This is a genomic window from Corynebacterium sp. KPL1818, assembly GCF_000478135.1.
Classification (GTDB): Bacteria; Actinomycetota; Actinomycetes; order Mycobacteriales; family Mycobacteriaceae; genus Corynebacterium; species Corynebacterium accolens.
Genome location: NZ_KI515758.1, coordinates 809488 through 828064, shown reverse-complemented (window position 1 = coordinate 828064; position 18577 = coordinate 809488). Strand labels below are relative to the sequence as shown.

The following is an 18577-nucleotide window of genomic DNA, read 5'->3' as shown; positions in this document are numbered from 1 at the left end:
GTTTCTCCCCGCGCCGTCGGTGGGTATCAAGGTCATAACGGCCAAAATCCCAGGCGCGACGTCCTGGGATGCCCTTAAAGGGGGCCGGGTATCATTGCAAAAAATGATCTATGGTATCTACACCTTAAATTATTAGCGCTTAAAGTAGAAATTACTGACCAAGTAGGTCGGCCGCGCCTTGGGCGAAAAGCTCATCAGAGACCCGCGCGCCCAACTCTGCCGCTTCCGCTGCGTCCGCCGCGGTGCCGGAGGCGGTGGCGGTCAATTGGCGGGAACCATCCAGCGCAAACACGCCGCCGCGCACCGTTAGTTGATCGCCGTTCCAGCGGGACGTGGCGGCCACGGGCGCGGTGCAGCCGGCCTCGAGCCGGGCGAGAACGGCGCGCTCGGCGAGGGCGGCGGCGGTGGCCTGATCATCGACAACGGCGTCGAGCGCCGCGGCGGCCTCAGTGCCGGCGACGGCCTCGATGGCCAGCGCACCCTGGGCGGGGGCGGGCATGAATAATTCTGGATCGAAGATATCGCTCGCCCGGTCCTCGTAGCCGCCGCGCAGCAGGCCGGCATAGGCCAGCACCACGGCATCGAGTTCGCCGTCGGTCACCTTGGACATGCGGGTATCGATATTACCGCGCAGCGGGCGGATATCCAGGTCCGGGCGCAGCGCGGCCAGCTGGGAGATGCGCCGCGGCGCCGAGGTTCCCACCCGCGCGCCCTCCGGCAACTGCATCAGGGTCATCCCATCGCGGGCGACCAGCACCTCGCGGCTGTCCTGGCGCTGCGGGATGACCAGGCGGAAGCGGTCATCTTCGGCCGTGGGCAGGTCCTTGAAAGAGTGCACGGCGATATCGCATTCGCTGCGGTACAGCGCCTCGCGCAGCGCCTGGGTGAATACGCCCACGCCGATGCGCTCGACCGGGGCCATATTGGTATCGCCTGCGGTGGTGACGATGTGGAGTTCGGAATCGAATCCGGCATCGATAAGCCAATCGCGGACGTGTCCTGCCTGGGTGGTGGCGAGCTTGGAGCCACGGGTACCAATCTGGAACATTTACGCCTCCTTATTCAGCGTGGGCAATTCATTGACGGCCACGGCAACGCCGGAGCCTTCCAGCTGCAGGCCAAAAAGCTCCTGCAGGGCATTTTCGCTGCTAAAGCTGCTATCCGATGCCGCCAGCTTCTTCGCCCGCACCGTCGGTTCATGCAGCAGTTTGTCGGCGACGCGCTTGAGGGCGCCTTGGACATCGGCAAGCTGCTTGCCCTCTAGCTCCGGGTGCTTTTGCTGCAGGCGAGCTGCCTCGCACTCCACGAGGTCCGCCGCGCGGCGGTGCAAGGCGCTCACGGCCGGTGCCACATCGCGCACGCGCTGTGCGGAGGTATAGGCGGCAAGTTCCTCGTCCACGATGGTGCGGGCCTGCTCGTGCGGGCTCGTACCGGCCGCGACGTCGGTGGCGGCCGCGGACAGGGACTTGCTAAGGCGCTCGATGTTCACCAAGTCCACGTCATCGATTTTCGTTGCCTCGTCATCGATATCGCGTGGGAGGGAGAGGTCAATGAGCATCAGCGGGTGCGCGGGCGGGATATCGCCGGCGGTGATGGTAAAGCCCTCGGCGCCGGTGGCGGAGATGGCGAGGTCGACATCGGCAAGCGCGGTGGCGCGGTCCTGAAAGTCCACCACCCGGGTGCGCACCCCGGCCTCTTCTGCGTGGCTGGCAAGGCGCTCGGCGCGCTCGCGGGTGCGGTTGGCAATCACCAGCTCGCCGATGCCCAGCCGACCCGCGTGGGTGGCCGCAAGCGAGGCCATCGCCCCGGCGCCGAGCACGAGCGCGGACTTGCCCTGTAGATCCTCCGCATCGAGGCGCTGCAGTGCCTGGTCAAAGGCGAAGGTCACCATCGAGACGCCGGCCTTGTCGATCTCCGTTTCCGAGTGCACACGCTTGCCGGCCCGCAGCGCGGACTGTGCCAAGGCGTGGATGCGCGGGCCGACCGTGCCCTGCTCGGAGGCGGACTGGTAGGCAGAACGCACCTGGCCGATGATCTGCTGCTCGCCCACCACCATCGAATCCAGACCGGAGGTAACGGACATGAGGTGTTCCGCGGCGGCATCGGCATAGCGCACGTAGAGGTAATTGCGCAGCTCTTCCTCATCGACCTGGGAGACTTCCTTGAGCACCCGGATGACGTCCTGCACGCCGGTGTGGAAGGCATTGGTCACCGTATAGACCTCGAGGCGGTTGCACGTGGAAATGATCATCGCCTCAGTCAGGGACTCGGCATCAACCAACTGCCCGCAGGCGGAATGCTGCACCACATCGTCCATGCTCAACTTTTCCAGCAACGCCACGGGTGCCGATTGGTGGGACATTCCCACAACAAGCACGCTCATGCTCCACACTCCTCAACCTTTTGATTGACCGCAATGGTTCCAAAGACTACCCCGCATGGGCGTGGAACCCGAATCGTCAGCGCAGCTCGGCAGCCAGCTCTTCGTTATCGACTTCCCAGCAGGCGAATTCTTCTCCGTCTATCACTACAACGGGAACGCGGTCACCGAATTCCATCTCGAGCTCGCGGCTGTCTTCCACGTTGCGCACTTCCAGCTGGGCGCCGGCCGCCTGGATAACGGGGGTAATCTGCTCTTTTACCCGTTTGCAGGAACCGCAGGTGGGGCGCACCATGAGCTCGACTAGATGCTGGGACATAGGGGCGGGATTCTCCTCATAAGGACGCCGACGGTGGAAACGTTTACTATGGACATATTAGTCCACCCCGCGTTTGCGAAAGCTGTTTATTCCACTCGTGTCCGCTATACCTCCCCCCGGATTCCCCGAATCTCCCCGCGACTTTTTGGCCAATTGGACGGCCTCGCGCGGCAATCTGCGCAACTTCTTAGAAAACCAGGCGCTGGCCCCTTTGGGCGAGGAAGAACAGCGCGCCGCAGGTGAGGCGGCCGCTGCCGCCGCCTTAGAGGAATTCGGGCTCGAGCTCGAGGACTTCGCCTCCGGCATCGCCTCCGTCTCCGGCTCTTATGATGCCGCAGGCTCCCCGCGCATCACGGACCAGGATCCGGACGTCCCCGTCGATGTGGGTGCTGCCGCCTTTTTTGACGTGGACAATACCCTCGTTCAGGGTTCCTCCTTGGTGGAATTCGGCTTTGGGCTCGCCCGCCGGCGCTATATCCGCATCTCTGAGATACTCCCGGTGGCCTGGAAGCAACTAAAATTCCGCCTCTCAGGCGCGGAGAACGCAAAAGACGTTGCCGCCGGCCGCGCGCAGGCCTTGGAGTTTGTCAAGGGCCGCAGCGTGGACGAGCTCATTGAGCTCTGCGAGGAAATCGTCGAAGCCTCCCTCGCCCGCCGCGCGTACCCCGGCACCACGCAGCTCGCGGAGATGCACCTGGCCGCCGGCCAACAGGTGTGGCTGGTGACCGCTACCCCAGTCCAGCTCGCCCAGGTCTTGGCGCGCCGCTTTGGCTTTACCGGCGCCCTCGGCACCGTCGCAGAGGTAGAAGACGGCAAGTTCACCGGCCGCCTAGTGGGCGATATCCTCCACGGCCCGGGTAAGAAGCACGCCGTGGCCGCCCTCGCTACCATCGAGGGCCTCGACCTGGACCGGTGCACCGCCTACTCCGACTCCGCCAATGACATGCCCATGCTCACCATGGTGGGCACCCCCGTGGCCATTAACCCGGACCGCAAGCTGCGCAACATCGCAGAAGAGCGCGGCTGGATCGTCCGCGATTACCGCTCCATCCGCCGCGCCATCCGCACCTATGGCCTTCCAGCGCTTGTCACGGCCGCCTTTTCCTATGGCGGCTGGCGCTACTTCCGGAAATAGCAGCGCACGCGGCGGAGCGCTCTCAGCGTAGAAGCAGCTTCGGCACTAAAACCAGAAATCCTCCGCCGCCGCGCTAAGGCACGGTGCGGAGGATTCCTAGGCTGTTGGGTTTACTTGCCCAACTTACGACGCTGCACGCGGGTGCGGCGCAGCATCTTGCGGTGCTTCTTCTTGGACATGCGCTTGCGGCGCTTCTTGATGACAGAACCCATAACAGGCGTCCTCACTTTCTTTTAGTACGTACTGTGAACCTGCCGGCGCCTGAAACGACAAAGGTGCACTCTTTGCCACCTTGGCCGCACATATGCGGGCCATCACGGCGTGCCGACACGAATGCGATCCATCTTACCTAGTCCCCAGCGCGTCTCCAAAAGTGGCCCCGATGGAAACCCGCGGCAAGACGTCGCGCGGGAAAACGAGACAGCGCCCACCACCGCTGACCAAGAGTGGCCAACAGAAGTGGGCGCTGCCTGAAAGGCGCGAGAACCTACGCTCCGTAAACGGATGCCTCGAGGTACTCGTTGACGGCGGACTCGTGAACGCGGAAAGAGCGTCCGACGCGGACTGCCGGCATTTCGCCTGCGTGAACCAAACGGTAGACAGTCATCTTGGAGACGCGCATGATTTCGGCGACCTCCGCGATCGTCAGAAAGGTTCCTTTTTCTTCATTTGCCATAATTATCTAACCCTTCAGCTCGTTACGCGCTGTAGGCTTCCCCTCCCACAGGACTTCACGCACGTGCTCGTTCCAGCCTATCGTGAAACATGTGACTAATGCGACCCACGTGCCAAATTTTTTCACAGCAGTTGTTCAGTTCACCGCCAAAAGCGCTGCGTAACAACCGCCTCATGGCTCCCGTACGGCCCCCGAGTGGTGTGAGGTAACTACACCCCCACCACGGGGAACTGGTCGCATTAGGTGGGCTTCTACCCCAGCTCCTTAGCCTTATCGGAGCATGCCTCGGCGGCGCGGTAGAACGCACCGCGCAGGCCGGACTCTTCCAGCTCGCGCACGGCCGCGGCGGTGGTGCCGCCTGGCGAGGTCACGCCTGCGCGCAGCTGCGTTGCCGAGCGGCCCGAATTGGCCAACATATCGCCCGCGCCAGCAGCCGCCTGGGCGGCGAGCTTTTCGGCGATATCGCGGGGGAGGCCGAGCTGCACGCCGGCATCGACAAGCGCCTCTGCCACGAGGAAAAAGTACGCCGGCGAGGAACCCGCCAGGGCGGTCGCGGCGTCGATATTCTTCTCCGGAATGACCGCAACCTCACCAACGGCCTCGAGCAGCTCCGTCACGCCCTGCATCTGGGCCTCAGTGACGTGCTCGCCGGCGGCGCAGGTGCACATGCCGCGGCGTACCAGCATCGGCGTATTGGGCATAACGCGCACAACCGGCACGCCCTCGCCCGCAGCGGCCTGCAGGGCCTCCAGCGTCAGCCCAGCAGCCATAGAGACCACCACGGCGTCCTTGGCCGGGTTAATCTCGCCCAGCAGGTCCAAGATGGCGTAAGGCTTGACGGACGCGAAGATATAGTCCGCGCCGTCCACCGCCTCGGCGTTATCCGTCGTGACATTAACGCCATAGTTGCTCTTGAGTTCTTCACCGCGGGAGGCGGTGCGGTTGGTCACCGTGATATCGGAAGCATTAAAGCCCGATTCCACAAGACCCGAGGTCAAAGCCTCACCGATTTGTCCTCCACCTAAAATTGCAATCTTTGTCATAGTCTCCACCATGCCAAAAATAACGACACCCGGCTACCTCCACGAGGGAAGCAGCCGGGTGGTTCTCAGCGGGTGGCTGGTTTAGAGCATGACCAAAAGCAGCGGACCAAAGGTCAATATGAGGCCGGTAATGCCTGCGAGGAACATGGAGAAGCCATCGCGGGCGGTGCGCAGCGCATGCGTGACACCAGCCATGATTGCGGTGACGCAGAGCGCCAGGATGGCCACGACGATGCGCGGGAAGTTATCCCAGAGCACCTCAAAGCCCTTGAAGATGATGATCGCCAAAACGATGCCCACAACCACCATGATGAGGATGGACATGGGATTGAGCTTTTCGTGCTCTTCGGTGATTTCCTCGTCCCGCACCTGGGGCAGCTCGCCGGTATCGTCGGACTTCTTTGCGGCCGCGGCAGGTTTTTGCGCAGGCGCGCCAGCCTTGCCCTTGGTTCCCGCGTCCTTGGCATCCTTGGCTCCCGCTGCGGTCGCAGCAGCGGCAGCGCTAGCTGCGCCTGCCTTTTCCTTGGTGCCGGATTCGGCGCCGTCAGCAGCGTCCTTGCGCTTGTCCTGCGAGGGCTGCGAAGACTGCGACTTGCCGATGCGCTGGATCACCGCAGTGTCATCCGCGGACGGCTGATAAGACTTCTTCTCGGCGTCCTGAGCACCCGCCTTGTCCTCCGGCTCCGACTGCGCAGGTTTCTTTGCTTCCTGCGCGTTAGTCTTCTGCGCATTAGCCTTCTGCGCGGGGGCAGGCTTGGCCGTCGGCTGCGAGGCAGAACCTGCTGCCGGCTTAGGAGAGGCGGTAGGCCCGCTCGGCTTGCCGTTCTGCTTCGGCGCAGGCGACGCGGTGGGGGTACCAGCGGAAGGCTTCTCAGCAGCCGGCTTAGGGGAAGCGGATTGGGGCTGGGATGGCTTGCTTTGCGCAGGCTTGCCGATGCCCGACTGCCCCACGCCCTGCTTCGAGCCTTCCTGCGTGCCCGCGGCTGGCTTCTCCGCGCTTGGCTTACCTGCAGCGGCCTTGCCCGCTGCAGGCTTGGACTCCGAGGTCTTAGACTCCGCAGCCTTGTTTCCCGCGGACTGCTCGTCCTTGGACTTCGGCGCGCGGATGACAGGAGCGTCATCGTCGATGGAGACGCTGGTGTGCTTCGCCTCAGGCGGGGTGGACTTTACCTTCTTCAGGCTGCCGGTGAGCTCGGCAACGGATACGCCGCCCTCATCGAGGCTCCGCCGACGGCGGCGAGAGGTTTTCTCGTCCTTGTCCGTGCGGTCCTTCTTATTGCGAGCCAGCAGCTCGGCCACGGTCAACTGTTTTTCGTCAGCCATGATCTCTTCCTATTCCAATCCCTTGTCGGTCCGGCGCAAAATAACACCTTCGCGCAGCGCCCATGGGCAGATTTCTAACTTCTCAATTCCCAGAGCTCGCATGCTTGCCTCGGCAACCAAAGCGCCGGCGACGATTTGGTGCGATCGGTTCGAACTTACACCCTCAAGGTCCGCTCTGTCTGCTGCAGTCATGCGCGTGATGAATGAAATCAACTGGCGCAGGCCCGGTGCGGTCAATGTGCGCTTGACGTATGGCCCTGCAGACGAGGGTGCCGCGCCGGTAAGGCGCGAGAGGGTACGGAAGGTTTTCGAGGTGCCCACGGCTAGGCCGGCGGGGCCCATCGCCTTCATCTGCGTGACGGCATCTTCAAGCTCTGCATCGATGAAATCGCGCAGCGCACTGACCTTCTTCTTCTCAGGCGGATCGGTATCAAACCAGTTGTGGGTCAGCCGGCCTGCGCCCAGATCGAGGGAGAAGGCTAGGTCAGGGTGTTCATCGGTACCGGTGGATAGCTCCAAGGAGCCACCGCCGATGTCCAGGTTGGTGATACGCCCAGCGGACCAGCCGTACCAGCGGCGAGCGGCGAGGAAGGTGAGCTGGGCTTCCTCCACGCCCGAGAGGATCTGCAGGCGCACGCCGGTCTGCTTTTCCACCTCATCGAGCACTGCTTCAGAGTTAGGGGCAGAGCGAACCGCGGAGGTCGCGAAGGCGATAAATTCGGCGCACCCGAGTTTTTCACCCAGCTCACTTGCCTCACCCACGGCGGACACGAGCTTTTTCAGGCCCTTTTCGTGGATGTTTCCCTTCTTATCCAGCTGCTCTACCAGCCGGAGTGGGGTCTTCCAATCGCTCATCGGAGTAGGCCGTCCCCCCATTGCGGCATCGACCGCAACGAGGTGGACGGTATTACTTCCAACGTCTAATACACCTAATCGCACACTAATAGCGTAGTAGGTCTACCGTGGTTAGGTGTGAATCGCCCAAAATCTGACACCGTTTACCTAGGTTTTCCCGCGAGCTCGCCGGCGGCGGCATCGATTAAAGCCGGGCGCGAAGAGGCCCCAGATTTTCCGCGGGAGTGGTTCGAATTTACCAACCCAAACGACCCTTACCACGTCTTTTCCATCGATCTGACATGGGTGGAATCGCACTACAGCTGCCAATTTGGCACGTCGGCGTGCCGGGGCATCGATAAGAGCCAGCCCGATGTGGGCTGCTGCGTGCACGGTGCATATATGGCCGATGAACAAGACCGCGACCAGCTTTACGATGCCGTCTCTCGCATGCCCGCGCGCTACTGGCAGCTGCGCCCAGCGGGGGTAGATGAGTTCCTGGCGCAAGAAAACACCGATGAGCTAGAGCCGTGGCTGGAATGGGATGAGCTCGACGGCGAGGACGGCGAACCGGAGCCGGCACTGAAAACGCCCATCGTGGATGGTGCCTGCATCTTTGCCAACCGCGCCGGCTGGGAAACGGGCACCGGCTGCGCTCTGCACCAATGGGCCGTCGATAGTGGCGAGGAACTTACCGTGGTCAAGCCGGAGGTGTGCTGGCAGCTGCCGCTGCGGCGCTACGAGGATTATGAAGAACGCCCCGATGGGCAGGAGATTTTGCGCACCACCATCGGCGAATATGACCGCCGCGGTTGGGGCAATGGCGGCGAAGACTTTGATTGGTACTGCTCTACCGATGGCGCCTGCCACGCCAACCCGCTGCCGATGTGGCAATCGCACGAGGACGAGCTCGTCGCGCTCATGGGGCGCGAAAGCTACGATATTTTGGCGCAACAATGCCGGGCCCGCGCAGAAGCCGCCGAACACGGCGTGAAGCTTACCCAGCACCCGGCCAGCATCAAGGCCGGCTGGTACTAGAGCTCGAATTTATAGCCCAACCCGCGCACCGTTACTAGGTGCTTCGGGCGGGAGGGGTGCTCCTCAATCTTGGTACGCAGGCGCTTGATATGCACGTCGAGCGTTTTGGTATCGCCCACGTAATCCGCACCCCAGATGCGATCGATGAGCTGGCCGCGGGTCAGCACGCGCCCGGCGTTGCGCAGGAGGTATTCCAGCAGGTCAAACTCCTTGAGCGGCATCGCTACCGGCTCGCCCGCCACGGTGACGATGTGGCGCTCCACATCCATCTTCACGCGGCCGCCGGAGAGGATCTGCTCGTCTTCTGCCTCGGCGCCCTCTGCGGCGTCCGCGTTGGAGGCCTGATCGTTGCCGCGGCGCAGCACGGCGCGGATGCGGGCGATGAGCTCGCGGGAGGAATACGGTTTGGTGACGTAATCATCCGCACCCAGCTCGAGTCCCACGACCTTATCGATTTCCGCGTCGCGCGCGGTGACCATGATGACCGGCACGGAGGAGGTAGCGCGCAGCTGCTTGCACACGTCGGTGCCGGACATACCGGGAAGCATGAGGTCAAGCAGCACGATGTCGATGTCATTATCGGCGAATTTCTCCAGCGCGGATGGGCCATCGAGAGCGATAATCGGCTCGAAGCCTTCCTTGCGGAGCAAGAATGCCAGCGGATCGGCCAGCGACTCTTCATCTTCCACGATGAGAATAGTGGTCATTGTGCTTTATCCTTTCGACGTGCTGCTACGCGTGCTACCGCACGCTGGAGCCCAGGAGCCGCCGCATCGACGGATTCCTTGTCTTCATTATCCTGCAAGTCAGCCTCGTGCGCTGGCTTCTCTTCCTTATATATGGGCAACTCGATGGTAAAAGTAGAGCCCGTGCCAGGCCGCGACCACAGCTTGATATTGCCCCCGTGGTTCGCCACCACGTGTTTGACAATTGCTAATCCTAGGCCAGTGCCTCCCGTCTGCCGCGACCGGGCTTGGTCAACGCGGAAAAAGCGCTCGAAGACGCGCTTTTGATGCTCCGGCGGGATGCCGATGCCGCGGTCCGTTACCCGGATCAGCACGACGTCATCCCCCACCACCTTCTGTGAGACGGAGACCGGCAATTCCTCTGGCGAATAATTGATCGCGTTGGAAATGAGGTTGGACAGCGCGGTTACCAAGAGGGAGCGGTCACCCATGACCTGCACGTCCTCGGAGGGACCTTGGGTCAGCCTGATGGAGCGCGCGTCTGCGGCGAGCTGATTGCGCGAAATCGCCTCGTCGATGAGATCGTCCACGAAAAGCGGTTCCATCTCCGGCAGTGCCTCGGCGCCCTGCAGCTTGGAGAGCGAAATGAGCTCGCTGACCATATCCGCCATGCGGTTGGCCTCTTTTTGTACCTTGGTACCGAAGTACTTCACATGCTCCGGGTCCTCGGGGTCTTGGAGGAGGGCCTCGGCCAGCAGAGCGATGCCACCCACCGGGGTTTTCAGCTCATGAGAGACGTTGGCCACGAAGTCACGGCGCGCGGATTCCATGCGCACGTTTTCGCTCTCATCGGTGCCGTAGATGATGATGAAGCGGCCATCGTTAAGCGTCAGCGGCTTGATGACGGCCTTGACCTGTGTGACGCGGTGCCCGGTGCGGCGCTTGGGGATGGCCAAGTCCACGGTGCGGGTTTCCTTATCCTCGAAGACCTGCTCTGCGGTCTTCCAGATCTCTGGGTTGACGGCGCGATCGTGGACCACGGACATCTCGTGCGCCGCTGGATTGGACAGGATGATTTCCTGGTTCCTATCGAGCACCGTCAGCGCCGTGGGCGAGCCTTGGACCGCAAGATGCAGGCCTTGGCTCACGGTGGTGACCTGGTTTGCCTGGGCATCGCTCGCGCGCTGGCGGCGTGCCATGCGCTCGCGCACCCGCGAAATTAATGGCAGCACCACCGCGCAGGCAACCACGCCCGCGAGAAAGACAAAAATTAATTCCACGTCATTAAGCCTAACCATTAGAAAGTCCCCAGGGAGCACCTCCCCGGGGACTTATATGCAGTAGTGGGTTACTTGCCACCCTGCGCGGCGACGGCAGCGGCCCCGGCCTCGGCGGCCTCTGGGTCCAGGTAGGTGCCGCCCTCGTTGACCACGGAGCCATCCTCCGCAATCTCGTACACCAGCGGGATGCCGGTCGGGATATTCAGCCCGGCGATGTCATCATCGGAAATACCATCGAGGTGCTTGACCAACGCGCGCAGGGAGTTGCCGTGCGCTGCGATCATGACTGACTCGCCCTTCTTAGCCCGCGGCAGAATCTCTTCCTCGAAGTAGGGCACGAAGCGCTCAACAACGTCCTTCAGACACTCCGTCTGTGGGACCTTGTCCAAGTCCGCGTAGCGGGGGTCGTTTGCCTGGGAGTACTCGGCGTCATCGGCAAGCTCGGGCGGGCGCGTGTCATAGGAACGGCGCCATGCCATGAACTGGTCCTCGCCGTATTCTTCCTTGGTCTCGGCCTTGTTCAGGCCCTGCAACGCACCGTAGTGACGCTCGTTAAGGCGCCAGTCACGGATGACCGGGATCCAGTGGCGGTCGGCCGCATCCAGCGCGATATTGGCGGTGCGGATGGCGCGGCGCAGCAAGGAGGTGTACAGAACGTTGGGCAGGATGCCCTCTTGCGCGAGCAGCTCGCCGCCACGCTTGGCCTCTGCCTCACCCTTTTCTGTCAGGTCAACATCGACCCAACCGGTAAATTGGTTGGATTCATTCCAGGTGGATTGGCCGTGGCGAAGAAGAATCAGTTTTCCGTTAGTCATGCCTCCAGCATGCCACGAAACCGCCCGGCGCGTCAGTGAGGCTAGTCTCCCATCGCGCGGCGTTGGTGGCAGTCAGGCACGGGAATCTGCTGGGCTTCGGCATAAATCTCCGTCAGCTCCCGGGCCGTGTTGGTCCAGCTAAAGCGCGCGGCGTGCGCGACGGCGGCCTCGCCCATGGCGATGCGCCGGGGGTCATCGTCCAGCAGCTGGGTCAAGGAATCCGCCCACTCCTTCGGATCGTGGGACGGCACCAACAGCCCGGTCTCACCATCGACGACGGCGATGGGCAGCCCGCCCACGGCCGCGGCAACAACCGGCGTGCCAGAGGCCTGGGCCTCGAGAGCCACCAGGCCAAAGGATTCGTTGTAGCTGGGCACCGCCACGATATCGGCGGCGCGGTACACCCCCACCAGCTCCTCGGGCGGGCGCGGGCCTAAAAAGCGCACGCGCTTTTGCACGCCCAACTCCCGCGCCAAATCCCTATACGCCTCCGGCGAGGCATTGGCCCCGGATGGCCCGCCGCAGATGAGCACCCGAAAATCGCGGGTGGGCTCGCGGTGGCACAGCTCGGCGGCGGTGCGGATGAGGACTTCGGGTCCCTTGAACTTTTGCAGGCGCCCCACAAAGGCGATGATCTTGGTATGCAGAGGGATGCCCAGCTCGCGGCGGGAGCGCTCCGTATTGCGGTCGGTACCAGGAGTGAAAAGGCCCACGTCGGCACCCGGGGAGACCACGCGGATGATATCGCGCTCGGCATCGTAGTGCTCCGCTAGATCGCGGGCCTCTTGATCGGTATTGACCACGAGGAGATCTGCATTATCCACCAATTGCTGCTCGCAGATGCGCCGCGCTTCTGATTCCACGGTGTCCTCGGCGGTGCGGTAAGCGTTTTTCACCGCGGCCAAGGTGTGGGCGGTGTGGACCAGCGGAATGCCCCAAAGATCGCGCAGCAGCCATCCCACTTGGCCAGACAGCCAGTAGTGGGAATGAATAAGGTCATATTTTTTGCCCTGCCACTTGGCAAATTGCACCACGCCGCCGGAAAAGGCCGCGAGCTGAGTGGGCAGATCTTCTTTTTCTAGCCCCTCAAAGGGGCCTGCCACGATGTTGATCACCCGCAGGTTGGGGGCCACGTCCACGATTTCTTTGTGGCTGGGGCGGGTCGCGCGGGTATAGACATCTACCTCGACGCCTAGCTGGGCTAATTGGCAGGCAATATTTAAAACGTAGACGTTCATTCCGCCGGCATCCCCGGAGCCAGGCTGCTCAATGGGGGAGGTATGCATAGAAATCATGGCGATGCGCATGTTGCCCCATCTTAGCGGCGCTATACTGGCCCCTGCCAACAACCTACGCTACCGAAAGGTCACGCATTGTCCGCTTATGAATCAAAGGCATGGCTCCAGTATTACCCGGAGTGGACGCCGCATAGCCTCGACTATGGCACCACCACCCTGTTGGACCTGTATGACAACAACCTCGAGGTCAATGGCGATAAGTCAGCCACGTATTTCTTTGGACGCAGCCAAAACTATTCCGAGCTGGACCGCCAAGTGCGCGCCGCCGCAGCAGGCCTTAAGGCCTTCGGCGTGCGCCCCGGTGACCGCGTAGCCATCGTCGCCCCCAATAGCCCGCAGTACATCGCGGCCTTTTATGCCATCTTGAAGCTCGGCGCCCAGGTTGTGCTGCACAATCCGCTCTATACCGCCCACGAGCTGGAAGGACTTTTCCAGGATCACGGCGCGCGCATTGCCATCGCCTGGGACAAGGCCGCGCCCACCCTGGAGAAGCTGCGGGCTACCACCAACCTGGAAACGGTCGTGTCCATCAACATGATCAACGCCATGCCCACCCTGCAGCGCGCCGCGCTGCGCCTGCCGCTTCCCCCGCTCAAGGCCAAGCGCGAGCAGCTTTCCGTCCCAGCGCCGAATACCGTGCCGTGGGAGGCACTGATTGGTGATGCCATCGGTGGCAACGGCAGCGATATTAAGACGCCGAAGGACATTGATAAGGACACCGTCGCGCTGGTGATGTACACCTCCGGTACGACCGGTGCGCCCAAGGGCGCGATGCTCTCGCACGGCAACCTCGTATCCAACCTGCTCCAGGGCAAGGCATGGGTCCCGGGCCTGGGCGATAAGCCAGAGCGCATGCTCGCAGCCCTGCCCTTCTTCCACGCGTATGGCCTGACCATGAACGTCACCTTGGCCCAGCTCATCGGCGGCGAATTGGTCATCCTCCCCGTGCCGCAGATCCCGCTCATCATGCAGTTGATGAAGAAACACACCCCCACTTGGGTCCCTGGCGTTCCTACCTTGTACGAGCGCATCGTCAAGGCAGCCGAGGAGCAAGAGGTTCCCATCAAGGGCGTGCGCGCGGCCTTCTCCGGTGCGTCCACCCTGCCTTCTGAGACCGTCAATAAGTGGGAGCACGCCACCGGCGGCCTGCTCGTGGAGGGCTACGGCCTCACCGAGTGCTCGCCCATTATCGTGGGCAACCCCATGAGCACCGACCGCCGCCCCGGCTACGTGGGCATTCCCTTCCCGGATACCGAGGTGCGCATCGCCAACCCCGATAACCTGGATGAAACCCAGCCGGACGGCGTTGAGGGCGAAGTGCTGGCCCGCGGCCCGCAGATTTTCAAGGGCTACCTCAATAACCAGGAAGCCACCGATGCCGCCTTCCACGGCGACTGGTTCCGCACCGGTGATATGGGCATCATGGAAGAAGACGGCTTCATCCGCCTGGTCAGCCGCATCAAGGAAATCATCATCACCGGCGGCTTCAACGTCTACCCGGGCGAGGTCGAAGAAATCCTGCGCGAGCACCCCAGCGTCGACGACGCCGCCGTGGTGGGCCGCCCGCGCGAGGACGGCTCCGAAGACGTCGTGGCCTGCCTCGATCTTGCCGATGGCGCCGCTCTCGACCCCGAAGGCCTCAAGGACTACTGCCGCGAGCGCCTGACCCGCTACAAGGTCCCGCGCACCTTCTACCACTTTGAGGAACTGGCCAAGGACCAAATGGGCAAGATCCGCCGCCGTGAGGTACAAGAAGACCTCATCAACCGCCTCGAAGCAGAGAAGAACTCCTAAAACACCTAGAGTTCACAACCACCATGCTGCGCACCATCGATACCCCCATCGGCCCGCTGCTGCTCACCGCAGACGCAGACGGACTGTCCCGCGTCGACTTCGTCGCGATCCAGTTGGGTCGCGACGGAACCAGCAAGGACCGCAACGAGGAAAGCAAGGGACACCGCGAAACCAATAAGGTTCGCGGCGAGGTGAGCGGCGGGGACGATGGGGGCACCGACAAGCGCGGTGCAGACATCTTAGATGCGGCGCAGGAGCAGCTCGCGGAGTATTTCGCTGGGTGCCGCCGCGAGTTTGACCTGCCGCTTAACCCGGCGCCGACGACGGAATTTCGCGCCCAAATTCACGCGCAGTTGGACACCATTGGCTACGGCGAGATCTCAAGCTATGGCGAGCTCGCCGCCGCTGTGGGTCGTCCCGCTGCTACCCGGGCGGTCGGTACAGCCTGCGGCGCCAATCCCCTGCCCATCATTAGGCCCTGCCACCGTGTGCTGCGCAGCGATGGAACGCTCGGCGGCTATGCCGGCGGCCTGGATATCAAGCGTTTTTTGCTGACACTCGAAGAAAACTAGAGGATTTCCTCACGTTCTGGGTATACTCGCCCTTTGTAATATTTTTCTTTACCAAACGAAATGGTAGCGCGTGTCCGCATACGAATCCCGGGCCTGGGTCAAGCACTACAGTGACTGGACCCCCGCCACGCTTGATTACGGCGATAAAACCATCGTTGACTACTACGTCAATAACCTCCGCATCAATGCGAATAAGTCCGCTACCTACTTCTTCGGCAATACGCAGAACTACGCGGAATTAGACTCCCAGGTGCGCGCAGCCGCCGCGGGCCTTAAGGCCTTTGGCATCCGGCCTGGCGATAGGGTCGCCATCGTCATGCCCAACTGCCCCCAACACGTGGTGGCGTTTTATGCCATCCAGCTGCTGGGAGCCACCGCGGTAGAGCACAATCCCCTCTACACCGCCCACGAGCTCGAGGGGCTGTTCCAGGACCACGGCGCGCGCGTGGTCATCGCCTGGGATAAGACGGCGCAGACGCTGAATAAGCTGCGCGCCACCACCCCGCTAGAGACCATCGTGTCCGTCAATATGATCGAGGCGATGCCGCCACTAAAGCGCCTCGCGCTGCGGATTCCCCTGCCACCGCTGGCCGCCAAGCGCGAGCAGCTGACCGGTGCGGCCCCGAATACCGTGGCCTGGTCCACGCTTATCGGTTCTGCCATCGGCGGCGACGGCAAGGACCTCGAGATTGCCCAGGTTACGCAGGACGATATCGCGCTTATCCTCTACACCTCCGGCACCACCGGAAAGCCCAAGGGCGCGCTGCTATCGCACGGCAATCTCATCGCCAACTGCGTGCAGGGCGAGGCCTGGCTGACGAATATGGACGCCACCGAGCAGCGCTTCCTCGCTGCCTTGCCGCTCTTCCACGCCTACGGCATGACCACGCTGTGCGTGCTCAGCATCTACTTCGGAGCCGAGCTCATCCTGATTCCGTCCCCGCAGATGCCGCTCATCATGGACATCATTAAAAAGCACACCCCCACCTGGCTGCCGGGCGTGCCCACGCTGTACGAGAAGATCATGGACGCCGCCGAGGACAAGGGCGTGGATCTCGCCGGCATCAGCAACGCCTTCTCCGGCGCCGCCACCCTGCCGGTTGACGTGATGGAGCGCTGGGAATCCATGACCGGCGGCCGCCTCGTGGAGGGATTTGGCATGACGGAGACCTCCCCCGTGCTCATTGGCAACCCCATGAACGGCAACCGCCGCCCGGGCTATGTGGGCCTGCCCTTCCCCGATGTTGAGGTGCGCATTGGCAACCCGGATAACCTCGATGAAACCCAGCCAGATGGCGAGCCGGGCGAGATGCTGGCCCGCGGGCCGCAGATTTTCCAGGGCTATTTCAATAATGAAAAGGCCACCGAGGAGTCCTTCCACAATGGCTGGTTCCGCACCGGTGACATGGCCATCATGGATGAGGATGGCTGGGTCCGCCTGGTCAGCCGCATCAAGGAAATCATCATCACCGGCGGCTTTAACGTCTACCCGGCCGAGGTAGAAGAAGTGGTGCGCAAGCACCCAGACGTCAAGGAGGTCGCCGTGGTGGGCCGCCCGCGCAAGGATGGCTCCGAGGACGTCGTCGCCTGCGTCATCCTGCGTGATGGCGCCGTCCTGGACCCAGACGGCCTCAAGTCTTTCTGCCGCGAGCGCCTGACCGGCTACAAGATTCCGCGCACCTTCTACCACTTTGAGGAGCTGGCTTCAGACCAGCTGGGCAAGATCCGCCGACGCATGGTGCAACAGGATCTGCTCGATCTCCTCAAGCAGAAGGCTTAGTATTAACCACCATGTCAAACCTCGAGTACGACGCCACGCTGACGGATTTCCTCGCCACCGCAGTAGCCAACTTCCCCCACCGTCCCGCCACCTTTTTCGGCGGCGAGACCTTGAGCTACGCGGAGCTTGATACCCGCATCGCCGTTGCCGCCGGCGCCCTGCGGGAGATGGGAATCCGCCCCGGCGACCGGGTAGCACTGGTCTTGCCCAACTCCCCGCAGCACCTCATTGCCTTTTTCGCGGTGCTGCGCCTGGGCGCGGTCGTAGTCGAACATAACCCTCAGTACACCACCCACGAGCTGGCCCCGCTCTTTGCCCACCACGGCGCCCGCATCGCCCTGGTCTGGGATCAGGTCGCCGCCGTGGTCGATGGCCTGGCCAGCACGGTAATCCCCGTGTCTTTGGAGGGGCCCCTTCCCCTCTCCGGTGCCCCGGTGCCCCACCGCCAGGCCGCGCTTGCCGATGCCGCCCTCATCCTCTACACCTCCGGCACCACCGGCCAGCCCAAGGGCGTGGTGCTCACGCACGGCAACCTCGCCGCCAATTGCATCCAATTGGAAGCCCAGGCCGATCTGCGCCCGGGCCACGAGCGCTTCCTCGCCACGCTGCCGATGTTCCACTCCTACGGATTGACCATGAGCGTCTTGCTCGCCGTGCGCTGTGCCGCCGAGATCATCCTGCTGCCCGACCCGCGCCCCGCGGCCGTGGTCAGCGCCTTGGCACAGCGCCGCCCGACGTGGATGCCGGGCGTTCCCACCATTTATGAGCGCGCCATGGGCGAGCTGGCGGCGGAATCTGCCTCCGAGGCGGCCACTGAGCCGACCGCCGAGCAAGCCGCCGAGCAGGCCGCAGACCTGGGCGGGGTGCGCTACGCCATTTCCGGGGCTGCATCGCTGCCGGCGCGCATCATCGAGCCCTGGCAAGACCGCACCGGCGGCATGCTCGTCGAGGGCTACGGGCTCACAGAGGCCTCCCCCGTGCTGACCATTAATCCGCTTGGTGAGGGGCGGCGCGTGGGGACCATCGGCAAGCCGCTTGCCGATACCGAATTGCGCATCGGGGATCCCGCTGACCTTGACCGCAGCCAACCCGATGGCACCCCCGGCGAAATCCTTGCCCGCGGACCTCAGGTTTTTGCGGGCTACCTCGATAATCCCGCCGCCACGCGGGAGGCATTCCACGGCGAGTGGCTGCGCACCGGCGATATGGGGGTGCGCGAGGCCCATGGCCATTTCCGGCTGGTGGGCCGGATTAAAGAGGTCATCATCACCGGTGGCTTTAACGTCTTTCCCAGCGAGGTGGAACACGCCCTGCTTAGCCACCCCGCGATAAGCCAAGCTGCGGTTGCCGGCATCCCGCGTGCCGATGGTTCCGAGGACGTCGCCGCCTGCCTGGTACTCCACCCCGGCGCCACCTTCGACGCGGAGGCGCTGCGCGAGCACTGCCGCGGCCTTTTGGCCCGCTATAAGGTCCCGCGCCATTTCGTAGTGCAAGAAGAATTGCCCACCGATCAGCTGGGCAAGCTGCGCCGCCGCCAGGTGCAGGACATCTTGGTGGCAGCAGTGTCCTCACACTAATCCTCAGCAGCGGTGGATTCCCGGCGC

At 63.0% G+C, this 18577-nt stretch carries 18 protein-coding genes; 6 read left to right on the top strand and 12 right to left on the bottom strand.

From position 1 onward, the window contains the following. Window positions 1-151: 151 nt before the first annotated feature. The 3 genes from hemC to HMPREF1261_RS03845 all read right to left on the bottom strand — a co-directional run bounded on the left by hemC (window position 152) and on the right by HMPREF1261_RS03845 (window position 2699). Window positions 152-1048 carry a hydroxymethylbilane synthase gene (hemC, locus tag HMPREF1261_RS03855; protein ID WP_023030045.1) on the bottom strand — a complete coding sequence of 299 codons (897 nt, stop codon included), beginning with the start codon at window positions 1046-1048 and terminating at the stop codon, window positions 152-154. Beyond that, entirely contained in the window at window positions 1049-2383 is a 1335-nt protein-coding gene (locus tag HMPREF1261_RS03850) for a glutamyl-tRNA reductase (protein ID WP_023030044.1), read from the bottom strand. It abuts the gene before it with no gap. Between the two features lie 76 nt (window positions 2384-2459). Continuing rightward, the gene (locus HMPREF1261_RS03845) at window positions 2460-2699 is read right to left on the bottom strand and encodes a glutaredoxin family protein (protein ID WP_005276722.1); all 240 of its coding nucleotides are present in this window, start codon (window positions 2697-2699) and stop codon (window positions 2460-2462) included. 97 nt (window positions 2700-2796) lie between these two features. On the opposite strand from HMPREF1261_RS03845, the gene HMPREF1261_RS03840 reads away from it, so the two are divergent. Next, window positions 2797-3834, top strand: a complete 1038-nt coding sequence (locus HMPREF1261_RS03840; RefSeq protein ID WP_023030043.1) for an HAD family phosphatase — start codon at window positions 2797-2799, stop codon at window positions 3832-3834. A 110-nt stretch (window positions 3835-3944) separates the two neighbouring features. Here HMPREF1261_RS03840 and HMPREF1261_RS12385 read toward each other — a convergent pair whose 3' ends face one another. The 5 genes from HMPREF1261_RS12385 to HMPREF1261_RS03820 form a co-directional block, all read right to left on the bottom strand. Next, on the bottom strand, window positions 3945-4046 hold the full coding sequence (locus HMPREF1261_RS12385) for a 30S ribosomal protein bS22 (RefSeq protein ID WP_003855542.1): 102 nt from the start codon (window positions 4044-4046) through the stop codon (window positions 3945-3947). A 275-nt stretch (window positions 4047-4321) separates the two neighbouring features. Further along, window positions 4322-4510 carry a helix-turn-helix domain-containing protein gene (locus HMPREF1261_RS03835; protein ID WP_005276651.1) on the bottom strand — a complete coding sequence of 63 codons (189 nt, stop codon included), beginning with the start codon at window positions 4508-4510 and terminating at the stop codon, window positions 4322-4324. A 251-nt stretch (window positions 4511-4761) separates the two neighbouring features. Beyond that, window positions 4762-5553, bottom strand: a complete 792-nt coding sequence (proC, locus tag HMPREF1261_RS03830) for a pyrroline-5-carboxylate reductase (RefSeq protein ID WP_023016649.1) — start codon at window positions 5551-5553, stop codon at window positions 4762-4764. Between the two features lie 81 nt (window positions 5554-5634). Continuing rightward, window positions 5635-6876 (bottom strand): hypothetical protein, encoded by a 1242-nt coding sequence (locus HMPREF1261_RS03825; RefSeq protein WP_023030042.1) that lies wholly within the window; start codon window positions 6874-6876, stop codon window positions 5635-5637. A 9-nt stretch (window positions 6877-6885) separates the two neighbouring features. Then, entirely contained in the window at window positions 6886-7815 is a 930-nt protein-coding gene (locus HMPREF1261_RS03820) for a Ppx/GppA phosphatase family protein (RefSeq protein ID WP_172596695.1), read from the bottom strand. Between the two features lie 33 nt (window positions 7816-7848). On the opposite strand from HMPREF1261_RS03820, the gene HMPREF1261_RS03815 reads away from it, so the two are divergent. After that, window positions 7849-8748, top strand: a complete 900-nt coding sequence (locus HMPREF1261_RS03815) for a hypothetical protein (RefSeq protein ID WP_023030041.1) — start codon at window positions 7849-7851, stop codon at window positions 8746-8748. Here the strand turns inward: HMPREF1261_RS03815 and HMPREF1261_RS03810 are convergent. From HMPREF1261_RS03810 to mshA, 4 genes are all read right to left on the bottom strand, one after another. Continuing rightward, a complete protein-coding gene (locus tag HMPREF1261_RS03810) occupies window positions 8745-9455 on the bottom strand; it encodes a response regulator transcription factor (protein ID WP_005276636.1) in 711 nt (236 codons plus the stop codon). The genes HMPREF1261_RS03815 and HMPREF1261_RS03810 overlap by 4 nt on opposite strands. Next, on the bottom strand, window positions 9452-10714 hold the full coding sequence (locus HMPREF1261_RS03805; protein WP_369707751.1) for a sensor histidine kinase: 1263 nt from the start codon (window positions 10712-10714) through the stop codon (window positions 9452-9454). Before HMPREF1261_RS03805 ends, HMPREF1261_RS03810 begins: the two co-directional genes overlap by 4 nt. A 68-nt stretch (window positions 10715-10782) precedes the next feature. Then, complete coding sequence (locus tag HMPREF1261_RS03800) at window positions 10783-11529, bottom strand: phosphoglyceromutase (RefSeq protein WP_005276632.1); 747 nt, start codon at window positions 11527-11529, stop codon at window positions 10783-10785. A 41-nt stretch (window positions 11530-11570) separates the two neighbouring features. Next, window positions 11571-12836: a D-inositol-3-phosphate glycosyltransferase gene (gene mshA, locus HMPREF1261_RS03795; protein WP_023030039.1), complete on the bottom strand. Its 1266-nt coding sequence runs from the start codon at window positions 12834-12836 to the stop codon at window positions 11571-11573. Between the two features lie 66 nt (window positions 12837-12902). Here mshA and HMPREF1261_RS03790 point away from each other — a divergent pair, with 66 nt between their 5' ends. The 4 genes from HMPREF1261_RS03790 (at window position 12903) to HMPREF1261_RS03775 (ending at window position 18550) form a co-directional block, all read left to right on the top strand. Then, the gene (locus HMPREF1261_RS03790) at window positions 12903-14621 is read left to right on the top strand and encodes a long-chain-fatty-acid--CoA ligase (RefSeq protein ID WP_023030038.1); all 1719 of its coding nucleotides are present in this window, start codon (window positions 12903-12905) and stop codon (window positions 14619-14621) included. 23 nt (window positions 14622-14644) lie between these two features. Beyond that, window positions 14645-15193, top strand: coding sequence for a methylated-DNA--[protein]-cysteine S-methyltransferase (locus HMPREF1261_RS03785; protein WP_023030037.1), 549 nt, complete (start codon window positions 14645-14647; stop codon window positions 15191-15193). Between the two features lie 70 nt (window positions 15194-15263). After that, window positions 15264-16973 carry a long-chain-fatty-acid--CoA ligase gene (locus HMPREF1261_RS03780; protein WP_023030036.1) on the top strand — a complete coding sequence of 570 codons (1710 nt, stop codon included), beginning with the start codon at window positions 15264-15266 and terminating at the stop codon, window positions 16971-16973. Between the two features lie 11 nt (window positions 16974-16984). Next, the gene (locus HMPREF1261_RS03775) at window positions 16985-18550 is read left to right on the top strand and encodes an AMP-binding protein (protein ID WP_023030035.1); all 1566 of its coding nucleotides are present in this window, start codon (window positions 16985-16987) and stop codon (window positions 18548-18550) included. Window positions 18551-18577: the final 27 nt, after the last annotated feature.

What these genes read in the sequence shown, in the direction of transcription:
- HMPREF1261_RS03800 (WP_005276632.1), bottom strand. Translation starts at nt 11,529, where the DNA reads ATGACTAACGGAAAACTGATTCTTCTTCGCCACGGCCAATCCACCTGG.
- hemC (WP_023030045.1), bottom strand. Translation starts at nt 1,048, where the DNA reads ATGTTCCAGATTGGTACCCGTGGCTCCAAGCTCGCCACCACCCAGGCA.
- HMPREF1261_RS03785 (WP_023030037.1), top strand. Translation starts at nt 14,645, where the DNA reads ATGCTGCGCACCATCGATACCCCCATCGGCCCGCTGCTGCTCACCGCA.
- HMPREF1261_RS03775 (WP_023030035.1), top strand. Translation starts at nt 16,985, where the DNA reads ATGTCAAACCTCGAGTACGACGCCACGCTGACGGATTTCCTCGCCACC.
- HMPREF1261_RS03850 (WP_023030044.1), bottom strand. Translation starts at nt 2,383, where the DNA reads ATGAGCGTGCTTGTTGTGGGAATGTCCCACCAATCGGCACCCGTGGCG.
- HMPREF1261_RS03835 (WP_005276651.1), bottom strand. Translation starts at nt 4,510, where the DNA reads ATGGCAAATGAAGAAAAAGGAACCTTTCTGACGATCGCGGAGGTCGCC.
- HMPREF1261_RS03825 (WP_023030042.1), bottom strand. Translation starts at nt 6,876, where the DNA reads ATGGCTGACGAAAAACAGTTGACCGTGGCCGAGCTGCTGGCTCGCAAT.
- HMPREF1261_RS03845 (WP_005276722.1), bottom strand. Translation starts at nt 2,699, where the DNA reads ATGTCCCAGCATCTAGTCGAGCTCATGGTGCGCCCCACCTGCGGTTCC.
- HMPREF1261_RS12385 (WP_003855542.1), bottom strand. Translation starts at nt 4,046, where the DNA reads ATGGGTTCTGTCATCAAGAAGCGCCGCAAGCGCATGTCCAAGAAGAAG.
- mshA (WP_023030039.1), bottom strand. Translation starts at nt 12,836, where the DNA reads ATGCGCATCGCCATGATTTCTATGCATACCTCCCCCATTGAGCAGCCT.
- HMPREF1261_RS03810 (WP_005276636.1), bottom strand. Translation starts at nt 9,455, where the DNA reads ATGACCACTATTCTCATCGTGGAAGATGAAGAGTCGCTGGCCGATCCG.
- proC (WP_023016649.1), bottom strand. Translation starts at nt 5,553, where the DNA reads ATGACAAAGATTGCAATTTTAGGTGGAGGACAAATCGGTGAGGCTTTG.